At 62.2% G+C, this 15,452-nt stretch carries 13 protein-coding genes; 7 read left to right on the forward strand and 6 right to left on the reverse strand.

The window, feature by feature from the left end; translation table 11 throughout:
* Nucleotides 1-63 precede the first annotated feature (63 nt).
* The 3 genes from mutM to mutY all read left to right on the forward strand — a co-directional run bounded on the left by mutM (nt 64) and on the right by mutY (nt 4,086).
* Nucleotides 64-885, forward strand: a complete 822-nt coding sequence (mutM, locus tag FVE66_RS13940) for a bifunctional DNA-formamidopyrimidine glycosylase/DNA-(apurinic or apyrimidinic site) lyase (protein ID WP_151448051.1) — start codon at nt 64-66, stop codon at nt 883-885.
* Nucleotides 886-973: 88 nt separating this feature from the next.
* Nucleotides 974-2,911, forward strand: a complete 1,938-nt coding sequence (locus FVE66_RS13945) for a dynamin family protein (RefSeq protein ID WP_241673218.1) — start codon at nt 974-976, stop codon at nt 2,909-2,911.
* Nucleotides 2,912-2,913: 2 nt separating this feature from the next.
* Nucleotides 2,914-4,086, forward strand: a complete 1,173-nt coding sequence (mutY, locus tag FVE66_RS13950) for an A/G-specific adenine glycosylase (protein ID WP_151448052.1) — start codon at nt 2,914-2,916, stop codon at nt 4,084-4,086.
* 3 nt (nt 4,087-4,089) lie between these two features.
* Here mutY and FVE66_RS13955 read toward each other — a convergent pair whose 3' ends face one another.
* The 6 genes from FVE66_RS13955 to ilvA form a co-directional block, all read right to left on the reverse strand.
* Nucleotides 4,090-4,716: an LON peptidase substrate-binding domain-containing protein gene (locus FVE66_RS13955; protein WP_151448053.1), complete on the reverse strand. Its 627-nt coding sequence runs from the start codon at nt 4,714-4,716 to the stop codon at nt 4,090-4,092.
* 35 nt (nt 4,717-4,751) lie between these two features.
* Nucleotides 4,752-5,612 carry an RNase adapter RapZ gene (gene rapZ / locus FVE66_RS13960; RefSeq protein ID WP_151448054.1) on the reverse strand — a complete coding sequence of 287 codons (861 nt, stop codon included), beginning with the start codon at nt 5,610-5,612 and terminating at the stop codon, nt 4,752-4,754.
* 75 nt (nt 5,613-5,687) lie between these two features.
* Nucleotides 5,688-6,629, reverse strand: coding sequence for an HPr(Ser) kinase/phosphatase (gene hprK, locus FVE66_RS13965; protein WP_151448055.1), 942 nt, complete (start codon nt 6,627-6,629; stop codon nt 5,688-5,690).
* A 29-nt stretch (nt 6,630-6,658) separates the two neighbouring features.
* Entirely contained in the window at nt 6,659-7,132 is a 474-nt protein-coding gene (locus tag FVE66_RS13970; RefSeq protein ID WP_151448056.1) for a PTS sugar transporter subunit IIA, read from the reverse strand.
* A 184-nt stretch (nt 7,133-7,316) separates the two neighbouring features.
* Nucleotides 7,317-8,150, reverse strand: coding sequence for an NADPH-dependent 7-cyano-7-deazaguanine reductase QueF (gene queF, locus FVE66_RS13975; RefSeq protein WP_151448057.1), 834 nt, complete (start codon nt 8,148-8,150; stop codon nt 7,317-7,319).
* Between the two features lie 97 nt (nt 8,151-8,247).
* Complete coding sequence (gene ilvA / locus FVE66_RS13980; protein WP_151448058.1) at nt 8,248-9,771, reverse strand: threonine ammonia-lyase, biosynthetic; 1,524 nt, start codon at nt 9,769-9,771, stop codon at nt 8,248-8,250.
* Between the two features lie 143 nt (nt 9,772-9,914).
* Between ilvA and FVE66_RS13985 the strand changes: the two genes are divergently transcribed.
* The 4 genes from FVE66_RS13985 (at nt 9,915) to FVE66_RS14000 (ending at nt 15,416) form a co-directional block, all read left to right on the forward strand.
* A complete protein-coding gene (locus tag FVE66_RS13985; protein ID WP_151448059.1) occupies nt 9,915-10,403 on the forward strand; it encodes a YqaA family protein in 489 nt (162 codons plus the stop codon).
* A gap of 126 nt (nt 10,404-10,529) precedes the next feature.
* Nucleotides 10,530-14,540 (forward strand): DUF3683 domain-containing protein, encoded by a 4,011-nt coding sequence (locus FVE66_RS13990; RefSeq protein ID WP_151448060.1) that lies wholly within the window; start codon nt 10,530-10,532, stop codon nt 14,538-14,540.
* Nucleotides 14,541-14,544: 4 nt separating this feature from the next.
* Nucleotides 14,545-14,979, forward strand: a complete 435-nt coding sequence (locus FVE66_RS13995; RefSeq protein WP_151448061.1) for an HIT family protein — start codon at nt 14,545-14,547, stop codon at nt 14,977-14,979.
* A 2-nt stretch (nt 14,980-14,981) separates the two neighbouring features.
* Entirely contained in the window at nt 14,982-15,416 is a 435-nt protein-coding gene (locus FVE66_RS14000; protein ID WP_151448062.1) for a gamma-butyrobetaine hydroxylase family protein, read from the forward strand.
* Nucleotides 15,417-15,452: the final 36 nt, after the last annotated feature.

Here is a 15,452-nt window from a genome sequence, read left to right on the forward strand (position 1 = left end):
AGGCCGCTTCTTCCGCATTGTGTTGCCTATTGTCGCTGTGCACCTTGATATGTTCCTGACCGCATGCCCGAACTACCTGAAGTCGAAGTAACCCGTCGCGGAGTCGCCCCGCATGTGGAAGGCCGGTTGGTGACCGATGTGGTGCTCCGGCATGAAGGCTTGCGCTGGCCTTTCCCGGCCGGACTGCGCGAAATGCTGCTGAACCGGACCGTGCGCGCCACCGGCCGCAGGGGGAAATACCTTCTGCTTCATTTCGACCACGGAACGCTGATCTTGCATCTGGGCATGTCGGGCAGCCTGCGCGTGCTTCCCTCATCCTCTCCGGCGCGTGTCCACGACCACTTCGAGCTGGTGCTTGGCGGTCAGTGCTTGCGGCTGAACGATCCGCGCAGGTTCGGCGCGGTGTTGTGGCATCCGGCGGAAGACGGCGAGGTTGACAACCATTTGCTGCTGCGCAGCCTCGGCGTGGAACCGTTCGATGAAAAATTCTCGGCCGGGCTTTTGTACAAAAGCACAAGGAACCGCACTGCGCCTGTAAAACAGGTGTTGCTTGCCGGAGACATCGTGGTCGGGGTTGGCAATATCTATGCGTCGGAAAGCCTGTTCGAAGCAGGCATCAATCCCAACACACCTGCTCGCCGCATCGGACTGGCCCGTTACGAGCGGCTGGCCGCTGCCATACGCCGGATTCTCGCAGCTTCCATAGAGAAGGGCGGCAGTACCCTGCGCGATTTCGTCGGCGCTGATGGCCGGGCCGGATACTTCCAGCAAAGCTATTTTGTCTACGATCGGGCGGGCCAGCCTTGCCTGCACTGCGGGGCAGCGATCCGCCAGATACGCCAGGGACAGCGTTCCACCTTCTACTGCGTAAATTGTCAAAAGTAGGAACGGATGCTAACGTGCTGTCAGGAAACCTGCCCGTATCTGCGAGCAGGAAACGATATCCGGTGACGGTATCGGCAGAGAGGGTAATGTGAACAGCCTGGTTCAAAGTTTCGAGCAGTACAGCATGTGGCGCACGGCGCTTGTTTCTGTCCTTGGACAGTATCGTTCCGCCGCCGCCGGTGCGGATCTTCTGGATGCTGCCCTCGAACAGCGTCTCGACCGCGCAATCGCTCTCCTGTCCGAGGACAGGCTGGTGATTGCGTTCGTCGCAGAATTCTCGCGCGGTAAATCCGAGCTGATCAACGCAATATTTTTCGCCGATTACGGCCAGCGCATCCTGCCCTCATCGGCCGGTCGCACCACCATGTGCCCGACCGAATTGATGTACGACGAGACGCTGCCTCCATCGATCCGGCTGTTGCCGATCGAGACCCGGGCGCAAGCGCAATCGACCAGCGATTTTCGTTCCCAGGCCCAGGCGTGGACGGTCACTCCACTCGATATTTCCTCCAGCGACGGCATGCTCGAAGCGTTCCGCCAGGTCAGCATGACCAAGCGGGTGCCGGTGGAGGATGCGCGCCGCTACGGGCTTTACCGCGATGACGATCCCGGCATGGCGCAGGCGGTCGGCGCCGACGGGCTGGTCGAAATCTCGCAGTGGCGGCACGCGATCGTGAATTTTCCGCATCCTTTGCTTCGGCAGGGACTGGTGATCATCGATACGCCGGGCCTGAACGCGCTCGGTACCGAGCCTGAACTGACGCTGAACCTGATTCCCAGCGCGCATGCCGTGCTGTTCGTGGTCGGCGCCGACACCGGTGTCACCCGCAGCGATGCCGAGGTCTGGCGCGACCATGTCGGTGGCGGCCCTGGCCGGCTGGTGGTGATGAACAAGATCGACAGCCTGTGGGACGAGTTGAGTACGCCCGCCGAAATCGAGCGTCAGATTCAAGGCCAGTTGCGCTCGGTGGCTCAGTCACTGTCGGTCGAACCCAGCCAGGTGTTCCCGGTATCGGCGCAAAAAGGATTGGTCGCCAAAGTGAACGAAGACCCGGCGCTGCTTGCGCGGTCCGGCATTCCGGCGCTGGAAACCGCGCTGTCGGTGCAGCTGATCCCGGCGCGCCAGGAGATCGCCCGTGCCCGGCTGCACGCCGATCTCGCCGCCATCAAGTCCAGCAGGGAAGCCATGCTGGGCGGCCGCATCCGCAACGTCGCCGAGCAATTGATGGAACTGAAGAGCCTGCGCGGCAAGAACCAGAATATCGTGCTGCACATGATGCAGCGCATCGACATGGAGCGCAAAGATTTTGACGACAGCCTGATGAAACTGCAGGGCACGCGTGCCGTGTTCAGCAGGCTGTCGGCCGAGGTGTTCCAGCATCTCGGAATGGACGTGCTGAAGGGAGAGATCCTGGCCGTGCGCGAAGCGGTGGACCGCAGCATGTTTTCGACTGGCATGCGCGACGCGGTGCGCGAGTTTTTCCTCAACGCCTCCGTCAACCTGTCGGCTGCAGCAGCAAAGATCGACGAAATTTCCGAGATGATGGCAGTCATGTATCGCCGCTTCTCTGCCGAGCACGGGATGACGCTGGCGGCGCCGATGCCGTGCTCCATGCAGGGCTACGTCGACGAAATTCGCGCCACCGAAGCGATCTACCAGAAGCAGTTCGGGACGACGGCAATGCTGACCACGCCGCAGGTCGTCCTGATGCAGAAATTCTTCGATTCGATAGCCTCGCGGGTGAAGCACACCTACCATCAGGCCAACCGCGATGTCGAGGCGTGGCTGAAGGTGGTGATGACGCCGCTCGAAGCGCAGATACGCGAGCATCGCGGACAGCTCAAGCAACGCCGGCTGTCGGTGGAGCGCATCCATGCCGCGACCGACGGACTCGAAGAGAAGGTGCAGGCGCTGGAAGCCATGCAACAGCAGCTGGAACAGCAGTCCCGCAGCCTTGAACGGGCCGAAAGCGATCTCGAACGCGCCGTGAATTCGGAGCTCGCGCTGCTGCGTCGTGCCGCCTGACAATGAAGCGACTGGCCTCGACCGCGACGATCAACGGATCGTTCGCAGACCCCGCTTTTTCACGGCAAGTGATCGAGTGGCAGCAGCGCCACGGCCGGCATAGCCTGCCCTGGCAGAACACATCGGACGCCTATCGCATCTGGCTGTCCGAGATCATGCTGCAGCAGACGCAGGTCGCTGCAGTCATTCCCTACTATCTGCGCTTCCTGGAGCGATTTCCGACAGTTGTTTCGCTTGCCGATGCACCGGTTTCCGACGTCATGGGCTTGTGGAGCGGGCTGGGCTATTACTCACGCGCACGCAACCTGCATCGTTGCGCGCAACTGGTTCGCGACGAGCATTCAGGCGTATTTCCCGCGGCAGCGACGACGCTGGCGACCCTGCCGGGGATCGGCCGCTCGACCGCAGCGGCAATCGCTGCTTTTGCCTATGCCGAGCGTGCCGCCATCCTCGACGGCAACGTCAAGCGCGTGTTCTGCCGGGTATTCGGCATTGACGGCTATCCCGGGGAAAAAGCCGTCGAAAACCTGCTCTGGATGCGGGCGGAGGCACTGCTTCCGGTACAGGACATCCATTCCTATACCCAGGGCCTGATGGACCTGGGTGCGACGGTCTGCACCCGCAGCCGGCCGAAGTGCGAGGCGTGCCCGCTACAGCAACGATGCGTCGCCCGCAGCGCCGGGCGCACTGCGGAGCTGCCGGTCCGCAAGGCGCGCAAACCTGTGCCGGAAAAGTGGACCGACATGATCATCGCCGTATGCGGCGACGAAGTGCTGCTGGAGCAGCGCGGCCCAAGCGGTATTTGGGGCGGTTTGCTGTCCTTGCCGGAGATACCGTCCGCTGCTGCGCAGGAGGGGACGCAAGTCGGTGCGAACGACGAGGTAGTCAGCTTTGCATCCGCTTTCGGGCCGGTAGCGCAGGCCGGCCGGCTTGAGCAGTTGACGCATGGATTTACGCACTTCACCCTGCACATCCGGCCCTGGCTGGTGCGCGTACGGGAAAAGCGCGTGATGACATCCGAACCATCGGCGTTCGCCTGGCATGCCGCCGCATCGCTCCCCGGTGCACCCCTTCCCGCGCCAGTCCGGAAAATGCTGGCGCGCCTGCTGCTTGAGCCGGAGTTGCCGGACTTCGCCGCAGATCTGGCTTCGGAACTGGCCTCCGACGGGGCCTGATCCTCAGAGGATTTTGTGTTGCTGCAGGTACTGGTGCACGATTGCGAGCCGGCTTTGTGCGTCCTCCAGTTCCAGCAGCTTCTGTTTTGCCTGCAATGACACCGGCAATATCTCGCACCAGCGGTTGGCCACCCAGCCGGCATCGTCCAGCCGCAGCGGTTCGTCGAAGGGGCTGATGAAAGCGTCGCCGTGCCCGGCACGGCCCTTCTGGTTGATTTCCGCGATCACGGTCTTCAATGCACTCGCGCAGGCGACGTGCGATTGCGACACCAGTTCGGTCACGTCATCCTCGATCATTTCCACCCGCGCCTCGAGCCGCTGGTCTTTCAGCACGCGCTTTTCAAGTATGCGAAAGCGCTGGCCGCCGAGCGTGCGCAGCATCAGGACACCGAGTTCAGGCATGTCCCACTCGACGATGCGGGCAAGGCAGCCGACAGCATCCGGTTCTGCCGCCTGTCCCACTTCAGAACCCGCCAGAATCCGGACCACGCCAAACGGCAGTTCGCGCCGCATGCATTCGCGCACCATGTCGATATAGCGCGTCTCGAACACGCGCAGCGGCAGCACGCCACCGGGGAACAGGACAGTATTTAGGGGGAAGAGCGGAATCCAGCGAGGGTCGGCAGGCATGGTCGGGAGCGGCAAGGTCGGAAAAGCCACGTTCCTCAGACAACAAGCTCGCGGTGCCGCAGCAGCACCCGGGCCTTGTCTTCGAAATGGCGCGCAAGCGCTTCAGTGATATAGACGGAGCGGTGCTGGCCGCCGGTGCAGCCCACCGCCACGGTCAGGTAACTGCGGTTGTCGTTCTTGAAGGCCGGCAGCCATTTGTCCACGAATTTCCGGATATCTTCCAGCAGGTCGGCTGCCTCGGGCTGGACGTTGAGAAAGTTGACCACCGGCTGGTCGCGGCCGGTCAAGGGGCGCAGTGTCGGGTCGTAATAGGGATTGGGCAGGACCCGGACGTCGAACACCAGGTCTGCATCGAGAGGTATGCCGAATTTGTAGGCGAATGATTCAAACAGCAACGTCAATGGTGCGCGGTCGGATGCGACCAGGTCGCGGATCCATGCCCGCAGCTTGTTGGCCGATGCGCCCGAGGTGTCGATCAGATGGCCCTGGCCTTCAATGGCCGCCAGCATTTCGCGCTCTGCGTGTATGCATTCGACCAGCGTCGGCTGCTTGCCATCCTTGGTTACAACCCGATGGGAAAGCGGATGGCTGCGGCGGGTTTCGGAAAAGCGGGTGATCAGCGATTCCGTCTTCGCAGTCAGGAACAGGACCTTGAGGTCGTGTCCCTGCTCTTGCAACCAGCGGATATCGGCTGGCAGTCCTGCCAGCGAATCGGCACTACGGGCGTCGACCGCCACGGCGAGCGTGCGATCTCCTTCGCTGCTGCGCGTCTCCACCAGGGCGCGCAGCAGTGACGGAGGGAGGTTGTCGACGCAGAAATACCCGGCGTCTTCGAGCGCATTCAGGCCCACGGATTTACCCGAGCCCGATATGCCGGTAATGAGGATGATGCGCATGTCGTCGATGATACCGCAAGCGGCCCGATACGACCCGAGACCCGACACTGCGCGACGCGCGCCGGTCGCTACCGGCTAGTCGTCGCTGAGCATGGCGCGCTGCTGCCGCTCCATGAAATCTTTCAGCGTGTCGATACCGCGTAGCTGCAGGATGGTATTGCGGACCGCGGCTTCCAGAAGCACGGCCAGGTTGCGGCCGGCTTCGACCGGGATCACGACCTGGCGGATCTGGAGCCCGAGCACCTCCTGAGTCTGCGAATGCAGTGGAAGACGCTCGTAGTTTTCTTCGAGCGTGCTCCGGCGGACCAGGTGCACGATCAGTTTCAGCCGCATCTTGCGGCGTACCGCGGTCTCGCCGAAGATGGTCTTGATATCGAGCAGTCCCAGCCCGCGTACCTCGAGCAGGTTTTGCAGCAGCGCCGGACAGCGCCCTTCAATCATGTGCGGTGCGATGCGCGCGAATTCGACCACATCGTCGGCTACCAGCCCGTGATTGCGTGAAATCAGTTCCAGCCCCAGCTCGCTTTTTCCCAGGCCCGATTCACCGGTAATCAGCACGCCGACGCCCAGCACATCCATGAAGACGCCATGCATCGTGACCCGCTCGGCCAGCTTCTTCGAAAGGTAGACGCGCAGGTAGTCGATGACTTGCGCAGCAGGCAGTGGCGTCGAAAACAAGGGGATGTTCTTCTCGTCGCACATGGTCAGGATATATTCCGGCGTCTCCAGTCCCTGCGCAATGATGAATGCCGGCGGTTCGCCCGCGACCAGTTCGGTGGTCTGGTGCTCGCGAGCAGCTGGCGACAGCCGCCTGTAATAGTCGGTTTCCTGATGTCCGAAAACCTGTATCCGCCCGGGGTGGATCAGGTTGAGGTGGCCGACCATGTCGGCGGCGGAGGCTGCATCGCCGGAAATCTGGCGCTCGCCGCCGGGAAATCCGGCAAACCAGCCCAGTTGCATGGCTTCACGATTCTCGTCGTAGAGCTGCTGGATTGAAAGGGGGGTGGTGAGGGGCATCGATCAGGAACGCAAGGGCCGGGCCGCGGTCAGGCGACGTGTTGCATACTGGGTTGCCAACCGGTAATCCGGGCATGTGCAGCCTGCGCATCGGGGTCGTTGGCCAAGCCGGTACGGAAGCCGTCATCCGAAAACATTTCGCCCACTTCGGACAGGATCTCCAGGTGCTGCTGCGTGACGTGGTCCGGGATCAACAGGAAGATCAGCAACTTGACCGGCTGCCCGTCGGGCGACTCGAAAGGGATGGGTTCGGCCAGGCGGACGAATGCGGCGAGCGGCGCCTTCAATCCCTTGATCCGGCCATGTGGCACGGCCACCGAGTGACCCAGTCCGGTCGAGCCGAGCCGCTCCCGTGCGAACAGGTTGTCGGACACTGTCGAGCGGGCAATCCCGAAGTTGTTCTCGAAAAGCAGGCCAGCCTGCTCGAACGCTCTTTTCTTGCTCGAGACATCGAGGTCGAGAACGACATTTTTGAGAGGGAGAATCTGGCTGAGATGCGTCATGGTGCGATGCACAAAAGTGGCTTTCGACCGAATTATAGGCCTAATCCGTTCATGTCAATGCCCGAAATTACCCCCGGGGCCTGAATGGCAATGTAATTCTGTCGCCAATTGTTCGGTTGGCGACGGTTACTCTATTCCCTGAATTTCGCAAGCACCATGATATTGGGCAACTGTTTCGCTGGGCCTACTGGCGGCCACATCGGGCATTCGATGGCCGTTCTCCGGTAGTGTAATTCGAGCGCCAGGGATTGATGTCCAGCCCGCCTCGCCGCGTGTAGCGGGCGTAAACCGATAATTTCTGCGGCCGGCACCGGCGCAGTATATCCATGAAGATCCGTTCCACGCATTGCTCGTGAAATTCGTTGTGGGTGCGATAGCCGATCAGATATTTCAATAGCCCTTCCTGGTCGATCTGCGGTCCGGCGTAGCGAATTTGCACGCTGCCCCAATCAGGCTGCCCGGTCACCAGGCAATTCGACTTCAGCAAATGCGATACCAGCGTTTCCTCGACCGGAACCGCCTGATGGGCCGCCGTCAGCAGGTCCGGGTCCGGTTCATAGCGGTCGATTTCAATATCCAGCCGGTCCAGCAGCACGCCATTGAGCTCGCCGCGCGGCAGTTGCCCGAATTGCTCGGGAAGCGCCAGGCTGACCTGGACCGGGCCGCCGAAGGCATCCGACAGGTCGGCGCTCAGCACCTCACGCAGCACGTCCGGACTGGCCAGCCGGCTCTGGTTGAAGGAATTCAGGTAGAGCTTGAAGGATTTGGACTCGACGATGCTGGCGGAATCGGCGGGCACATTGATCGTCGCGATGGCGATTTGCGGCTTGCCGCGCTGGTTCAGCCATGAGACTTCATAGGCATTCCATATGTCCAGTCCGAAAAACGGCAAGGTGCCGGTAATGCCCAGTTCAAGCCGCTTGTCCGCCCGCGGGATGGAAAACAGCAGGGACGGATCATATTCCGCGGTGTAGACGGCGGGTTTGCCTAGCGGGGACTGGTTCGGTTCTTGTGCCATTGCGTTTGTTTCGGTCGTTGTATAGCTGATTCGGCCTGCAGCGCGGGGCAGGAATCGGGCAGGCCGAAGGCACCATGGAGGTGCCACGGAGGCATCACTACAGGAACATCTTGTAGACCGGGTTCTCCGTTTCGTCCTGGAAGTTAAGACCCAACGAGGCCAGCACTTGTTGCAGCTCTTTCTTTTCCTTCTTCGGCACTTGCAGGCCGACCAGCACCCGGCCGACGTCGCCGCCCTGGTTGCGGTAATGGAACAGGCTGATATTCCAGTTGGGCGCCATGCTTTCCAGGAAGTTGATCAGCGCACCTGGCCGCTCGGGGAATTCGAAGCGGTACAGCAACTCGTCCTGTGCCAGCACGCTCTTGCCGCCCACCAGGTGCCGGATGTGGAGCTTGGCCATTTCGTTGTGGGTCAGGTCGAGCGTCGGGAATCCATGCTTCTCGAATTGCTTGGCCAGCCTTGGCGGGTCGTCCCGGTTCGCGACCTGCAGGCCGACGAATACATGTGCGGAGCGCTCGTCGCTGATGCGGTAGTTGAATTCAGTCACCGCGCGTGGCCCGATCAGTGCGCACAGGCGCCGGAAGCTGCCGTGCTCCTCGGGTATCGTCACGGCAAACAAGGCTTCCCGCGCTTCGCCCACTTCCGCCCGTTCGGCAACGAAGCGCAGGCGGTCGAAGTTCATGTTGGCGCCGCAGGCGATGGCGACCAGCGTCTGGTCGCGCACCGGCGAACGCGTCTTGCGCGCGCGCTCCACGTAGGCCTTCGCGCCCGCAACGGCAAGCGCACCGGCAGGTTCGAGGATGCTGCGCGTATCTTCGAAAACATCCTTGATTGCGGCGCATACCGCATCGGTGTCGACCAGGATGATTTCGTCGACGTACTTGCGCGCCAGCCGGAAAGTTTCCTCCCCGACCAGCTTGACGGCCGTGCCGTCCGAAAACAAGCCGACCTCGCTCAGGGTGATCCGGCGACCGGCTTTCAGGCTGCGTGACATGGCGTCGGAGTCCGTGGTTTGCACGCCGATCACCTTGATGTCCGGACGCACCGCCTTGACATAGGCGGCCACGCCGGCGATCAGGCCGCCACCGCCGATCGCGACGAAAATTGCGTGTATCGGCCCCGAATGCTGGTGCAGTATTTCCATCGCGATCGTTCCCTGGCCGGCGATGACGTCCGGGTCGTCGAACGGATGAACGAAAGTCAGCTTCAGCTTCTTTTCCAGCTTGAGCGCATGGTCGTAGGCGTCGTTGTAGGAATCGCCAGCCAGCACCACCTCGCCGCCGCGCGCCTTGACCGCATCCACCTTCAATTGCGGGGTGGTGGTCGGCATCACGACCACCGCTCGGCAGCCGAGCTTGCGTGCCGAAAGCGCAACGCCCTGCGCATGGTTGCCGGCCGAGGCGCAGATCACGCCGCGCTTCAATTGCGCCGGCGGCAGGTTTGCCATCTTGTTATAGGCGCCGCGCAGCTTGAAACTGAACACGCTCTGCATGTCCTCGCGCTTGTAGTAAATCTGATTGCCCATCCGTGCAGACAATGTTGGCGCCGGATCGAGTGGCGATTCGATCGCGACATCGTAGACCCGGGCGGTCAGGATTTTCTTCAGATAGTCGATGCTCATTGTGCGGTTCGGTGGGGGAGGTCGGATTGCGGCGAATGACGGCGAATAACGGCGAAGGACGGCGAAAAGCCGTCGCAGCTAACTGGTCATTATAATGGACGCCTTCAGACCAACCGCCTTGATCAAGGGAAAGCGCCGGTTCTATGCTTGTCACCGCAGTGGAGTGGTTGCTTGCCGTTCTTGCCGTTCCGAGCGTGGGATTGGGCTCGGTATTCATCATCAGCTTTATTTCCGCGACCCTGTTGCCCTTGGGGTCGGAGCCGGCGGTATTCGCCGTCGTCAAGGCCAATCCGGACTTGTTCTGGCCAGCCATTGGGGTGGCGACGCTGGGCAATACGGCCGGCGGCATCGTCGACTACTGGATGGGCTACGGCGCCAAGCAGGCGTTCGCGCGCCAGCGCTCGACGGTCTGGTTTGGCTGGCTGCAGCGCTTTGGCGCCAAGGCCATGCTACTGGCCTGGCTGCCCGGCATTGGCGACCCCTTGTGCACGGTGGGCGGCTGGTTGCGGCTGCCGTTCTGGCCGTGCGTGGTCTATATGGCAATTGGCAAGATGCTGCGCTACCTGTGCATGACCAGCCTGCTGCTTTACGTCCCGGACGGGTTCTGGAGGAGGGTCGGCGAGCTGTTCTGACCGCACTGCCTGTCATTTTGCCTACCGCCGATCGCGCCGGATAGAACCCTTGCGCGGTAGGGGTGTTCCCGGCTTGTGCAACGCAATACGCTAGAATGTATGTTTAGCGTCCCGCCTTTTTTACCGATGAACGCTCCCGCTCAAATCCAGGCCCTGTTGTCCGATACGTCAACTCACGACGCCGGCGCCCGCCTGCGCGAAATTCCCTACAACTACACCTCCTTTTCCGATCGCGAGATTGTCATCCGCCTGCTCGGGGAAGATGCCTGGACGCTCCTGCAGAAGCTGCGCGCAGCGCGGCAGACCGGGCGCTCGGCGCGCATGCTGTACGAAGTGCTGGGCGATATCTGGGTCGTCCGCCGCAATCCGTACCTGCAGGACGACATGCTGGACAACCCCAAGCGTCGCCAGGCCTTGATCGAGGCTTTGTACCATCGCCTGGGCGAGGTCGATAAACGGCGCGTCACGACTGATGTGGCCGACGCCGGCGATGCCGAGTCGGAGACCCGTAGCGCCAACGTCGGAATCCTGCTGAAGGCGGCACAGGGGGCGGTTTCCGCCTTCGCCGAAGAGTTTCGCAGCACCTGGGACCTGCGCAAGAAGGCCTATCGCGTGCTCGGGCGCTACACGGCGCGTGACAACATCAAGTTCGACGGCCTGTCGCGGGTTTCCCATGTCACCGACGCGACCGACTGGCGGGTCGAGTATCCGTTCGTTGTGCTCACGCCTGACAGCGAAGACGAGATGGCCGGCCTGGTCAAGGCCTGCATCGAGCTCGGGCTGACCATCATTCCGCGCGGAGGCGGCACCGGCTACACCGGCGGCGCCATTCCGCTGACGCCGATGTCGGCGGTGATCAATACCGAGAAGCTGGAACACCTGGGGCCGGTCGAAATGACGACCCTGCCCGGCCTCGACCGCGAGTACGCGACCATTTATTCGGGCGCGGGTGTCGTCACCAAGCGCGTCGCGGAAGCGGCGGAGAAAGCCGGGTTCGTGTTCGCGGTCGATCCGACTTCGGCCGAAGCTTCCTGCATCGGCGGCAACATCGCGATGAACGCGGGCGGCAAGAAGGCCGTCCTGTGGGGCACGGCGCTCGACAACCTGGCCAGCTGGCGGATGGTCGACCCGAACGGCGACTGGCTGGAAGTCACGCGGCTGGACCACAACCTGGGCAAGATCCATGACGCGCCGGTCGCGCGCTTCAAGCTCGAGTGGACCCACCCGGCGGAAAAGGGCAGGAGCGCAGCGCCCGCGGCACCATTTCGCACCGAGACGCTCGAAATTCCCGGGCGCACCTTCCGCAAGGAGGGCCTGGGCAAGGACGTCACCGACAAATTCCTCGCAGGCCTGCCGGGCATACAGAAGGAAGGCTGCGATGGCCTGATCACGTCCGGCCGCTGGATCCTGCACAAGATGCCGAAGTTCACGCGCACCGTGTGCCTGGAATTTTTCGGCCAGGCACGCGATGCGATACCGTCAATCGTCGAGATCAAGGACTATCTGGACGAGCAGACCAGGCAGGGCGGCGCCATCCTGGCCGGCCTGGAACACCTGGACGAGCGCTACCTTCGGGCAGTCGGCTATGCTACCAAGTCCAAGCGTGGCGTGCTGCCGAAAATGGCCTTGTTCGGCGATATCGTCGGCGACACCGATGAAGCGGTGGCGCGGGCAGCCTCGGAGGTGGTTCGCATTGCCAACCAGCGCGTCGGCGAAGGCTTTGTCGCCGTCAGTCCGGAGTCGCGCAAGAAATTCTGGCTGGACCGGGCGCGCACTGCCGCCATCGCCAAGCACACCAACGCTTTCAAGATCAATGAAGACGTGGTGATCCCGCTTAACCGCATGGGCGAGTACACCGACGGCATCGAGCGCATCAATATCGAGCTCTCGATACGCAACAAGCTGCAACTTGTGCAGGAACTGAAGGAGTTTTTTGCACGAGGCCACCTGCCGCTGGGCAAGAACGACGACGCCGAAAGCGAGATCATTCCTGATGCCGAGGTGCTGGAAGACCGCGTGAGCCAGGCTGATCAGTTGCTGCAGCAAGTCAGCGCCCGCTGGACTTGGCTGCTGGCGCAACTCGACCTGCCGCTGCGCGATGCGCTTCCGCAACTGGCCGGGCTCGGACTGGAAGCGCTGGAAGCCGAACTCGGCTTGCGGCTGGAGAAGCAGCCCGACGCGCGCGTGTTCGACGTCGTGCAGGACCGCAGCATCCGCGTGTCGTGGAAGAAGGAGGTGCGCAGTGTCCTGCGGAACATATTCAGTGGCGCGGCGTTCCGCCTGATCCTGGACGAATGCAACGCAATCCACAAGAGCGTGCTGCGCGGCCGCGTGTTCGTGGCCCTGCACATGCATGCTGGCGACGGCAACGTCCACACCAACCTGCCGGTCAACTCCGATCACTACCAGATGCTGCAGGATGCGCATGCAGCCGTGGCACGCATCATGGCGCTGGCCCGTTCGCTGGACGGCGTGATCTCGGGCGAGCACGGCATCGGCATCACCAAGCTCGAATTCCTGACCGAAGACGAGATCCGCGACTTCCGGCTGTACAAGCAGCGGGTCGATCCGGAAGGACGCTTCAACAAGGGCAAGCTGTTGAACCTGGACGGCCTGCATGCCGACCTGCGCAATGCCTACACCCCTTCGTTCGGACTGATGGGGCACGAATCGCTGATCATGCAGCAGAGCGACATCGGCGCCATTGCCAGCAGCGTCAAGGACTGCCTGCGCTGCGGAAAATGCAAGCCGGTGTGCGCCACGCACGTGCCGCGCGCCAACCTGCTCTATTCGCCTCGCAACAAGATCCTGGCGACATCGCTGCTGGTTGAGGCTTTCCTGTATGAGGAGCAGACCCGGCGCGGCATTTCGATCCGCCACTGGGAGGAGTTCGAGGACGTGGCGGACCACTGCACCGTCTGCCATAAATGCGTGACGCCCTGCCCGGTGGATATCGATTTCGGCGACGTGTCGATGAACATGCGCAACCTGCTGCGCAAGATGGACAAGAAGTCGTTCAAGCCGGGTACGGCAGCATCGATGTTCTTCCTGAACGCCACCGATCCCGCCACCATCAATGCCACCCGGCAGGTGATGATAGGCTGGGGCTACAAGGCGCAGCGCCTGGCCAATGACGTGCTGAAGAAATTCGCCCGCAAGCAGACCAAGGCGCCGCCGGCGACCCATGGCAAGGCGCCCGTGCGCGAGCAGGTGATCCATTTCATCAACAAGAAAATGCCTGGCAACCTGCCGAAGAAGACCGCGCGCGCATTGCTGGACATCGAAGACAACAAGATGGTCCCGATCATCCGCGATCCGAAGGCCACGGGGCCGGAGACGGAGGCGGTGTTCTATTTCCCGGGCTGCGGATCCGAGCGGCTGTTCTCGCAAGTCGGACTCGCCACGCAGGCGATGCTCTGGCACGTCGGTGTGCAGACGGTATTGCCGCCGGGTTACCTGTGCTGCGGCTATCCGCAACGCGGCAACGGCGAATTCGACAAGGCCGAGAAGATCATCACCGACAACCGGGTGCTGTTCCACCGCATGGCCAATACGCTGAACTACCTCGATATCAAGACCGTGGTGGTGTCGTGCGGAACCTGCTACGACCAGTTGCAGGGCTATGAATTCGAGCAGATATTCCCCGGCTGCCGCATCATCGACATTCACGAGTACCTGCTGGAAAAGGGGGTGCGGATGGAAGGCGTGGGCGGTGTACGCTACATGTATCACGATCCCTGCCATTCACCGATGAAGCAGCAGGATCCGCTCAAGACGGTGAATTCGCTGATCGCTGCCGCCGGCCAGGCAAAAATCGAGAAGAACGAACGCTGCTGCGGCGAGTCCGGCACGCTGGCTGTGTCGCGGCCCGACATTTCGACCCAGGTCCGCTTCCGCAAGGAATCCGAGATGGAAAAAGGCGCGCAGAAGTTGCGCGAGGACGGTTTTGCCGGCGACGTGAAGATACTGACGTCCTGCCCGTCCTGCCTGCAGGGACTGTCGCGCTTCAACGAGGACGCCGGCACCACCGCCGACTACATTGTGGTCGAGATGGCGAAACACTTGCTGGGCGAGAACTGGCTGCCCGAGTATGTTGCGCGCGCCAATGACGGCGGCATCGAACGCATCCTGGTCTGAGGCGATGAGCGCAAACTGTGAATTGTGCGCTGCCCCGGGCGGCGAATTGCTGTGCCAGGACGCCCGGTTGCGCGTGGTCCTGGTCGAGGACCAGGCCTACCCGGGCTTTTGCCGCGTGATCTGGAACGCGCATGTCCGGGAGATGACCGACCTGTCCCCGGACGAGCGTGCCCATCTGATGCGGGCGGTATTCATGGTCGAGGCGGCAATCCGGCAGGTCATGTCTCCGGACAAGATCAACCTCGCCAGTTTCGGAACCATGACCCCGCACCTGCACTGGCATGTGATTCCACGTTATTCTGACGACGCGCATTACCCCGCCGCCATCTGGGCTGCGGCGCAGCGTGAACCCGAACGGCAATCGCTGGCGCAGCGGCAGGCGCTGCTGCCGGCGCTGCGCAGCATGCTTGTTCGTCAATTTTCCATGCTCCAGGAGTAGTCATGCCACAAGCTTCATCCTCAGCCGCACCTGTCCCGACCGCCATCACGGTGCACCGGCAGTCGCGTTTGCTGGAACTGGAGTTCGAGGGCGGGGAGCGCTTCGAACTGCCCTTTGAACTGTTGCGCGTGTACTCGCCATCGGCCGAGGTGCGCGGACATGGCCCCGGACAGGAAACCTTGCAAACCGGCAAACGTAATGTTGACCTGACGGCACTGGAGCCGGTGGGGAACTATGCCGTACAGCCACATTTCTCTGATAGCCACAATACCGGCATCTATTCCTGGGATTACCTGTACTGGCTGGGTTCGAACCAGCCGGAGTTGTGGGAAAACTACCTGCAACGACTGGACGACGCCGGCCTTGGGCGCGAGGCCGGCCGCGAGCTGCCGATGGTGGCCGCCGGCGGTCAGCCCGGACATGGCTGCGGGCACTGAGAATTTCCCGGCATGACACTTCGGTAAAACCGCAAG

This window comes from Lacisediminimonas profundi, assembly GCF_008831265.1.
GTDB classification, from domain to species: Bacteria; Pseudomonadota; Gammaproteobacteria; order Burkholderiales; family Burkholderiaceae_D; genus Lacisediminimonas; species Lacisediminimonas profundi.

Excerpts from the sequence above, each read along its gene's own strand:
- FVE66_RS13955 (WP_151448053.1), bottom strand. The coding sequence starts at position 4,716 with ATGCCTGCCGACCCTCGCTGGATTCCGCTCTTCCCCCTAAATACTGTC.
- queF (WP_151448057.1), bottom strand. The coding sequence starts at position 8,150 with ATGGCACAAGAACCGAACCAGTCCCCGCTAGGCAAACCCGCCGTCTAC.
- FVE66_RS13970 (WP_151448056.1), bottom strand. The coding sequence starts at position 7,132 with ATGACGCATCTCAGCCAGATTCTCCCTCTCAAAAATGTCGTTCTCGAC.
- FVE66_RS13990 (WP_151448060.1), top strand. The coding sequence starts at position 10,530 with ATGAACGCTCCCGCTCAAATCCAGGCCCTGTTGTCCGATACGTCAACT.
- mutM (WP_151448051.1), top strand. The coding sequence starts at position 64 with ATGCCCGAACTACCTGAAGTCGAAGTAACCCGTCGCGGAGTCGCCCCG.
- FVE66_RS13995 (WP_151448061.1), top strand. The coding sequence starts at position 14,545 with ATGAGCGCAAACTGTGAATTGTGCGCTGCCCCGGGCGGCGAATTGCTG.
- FVE66_RS14000 (WP_151448062.1), top strand. The coding sequence starts at position 14,982 with ATGCCACAAGCTTCATCCTCAGCCGCACCTGTCCCGACCGCCATCACG.
- mutY (WP_151448052.1), top strand. The coding sequence starts at position 2,914 with ATGAAGCGACTGGCCTCGACCGCGACGATCAACGGATCGTTCGCAGAC.
- ilvA (WP_151448058.1), bottom strand. The coding sequence starts at position 9,771 with ATGAGCATCGACTATCTGAAGAAAATCCTGACCGCCCGGGTCTACGAT.
- rapZ (WP_151448054.1), bottom strand. The coding sequence starts at position 5,612 with ATGCGCATCATCCTCATTACCGGCATATCGGGCTCGGGTAAATCCGTG.
- FVE66_RS13985 (WP_151448059.1), top strand. The coding sequence starts at position 9,915 with ATGCTTGTCACCGCAGTGGAGTGGTTGCTTGCCGTTCTTGCCGTTCCG.
- hprK (WP_151448055.1), bottom strand. The coding sequence starts at position 6,629 with ATGCCCCTCACCACCCCCCTTTCAATCCAGCAGCTCTACGACGAGAAT.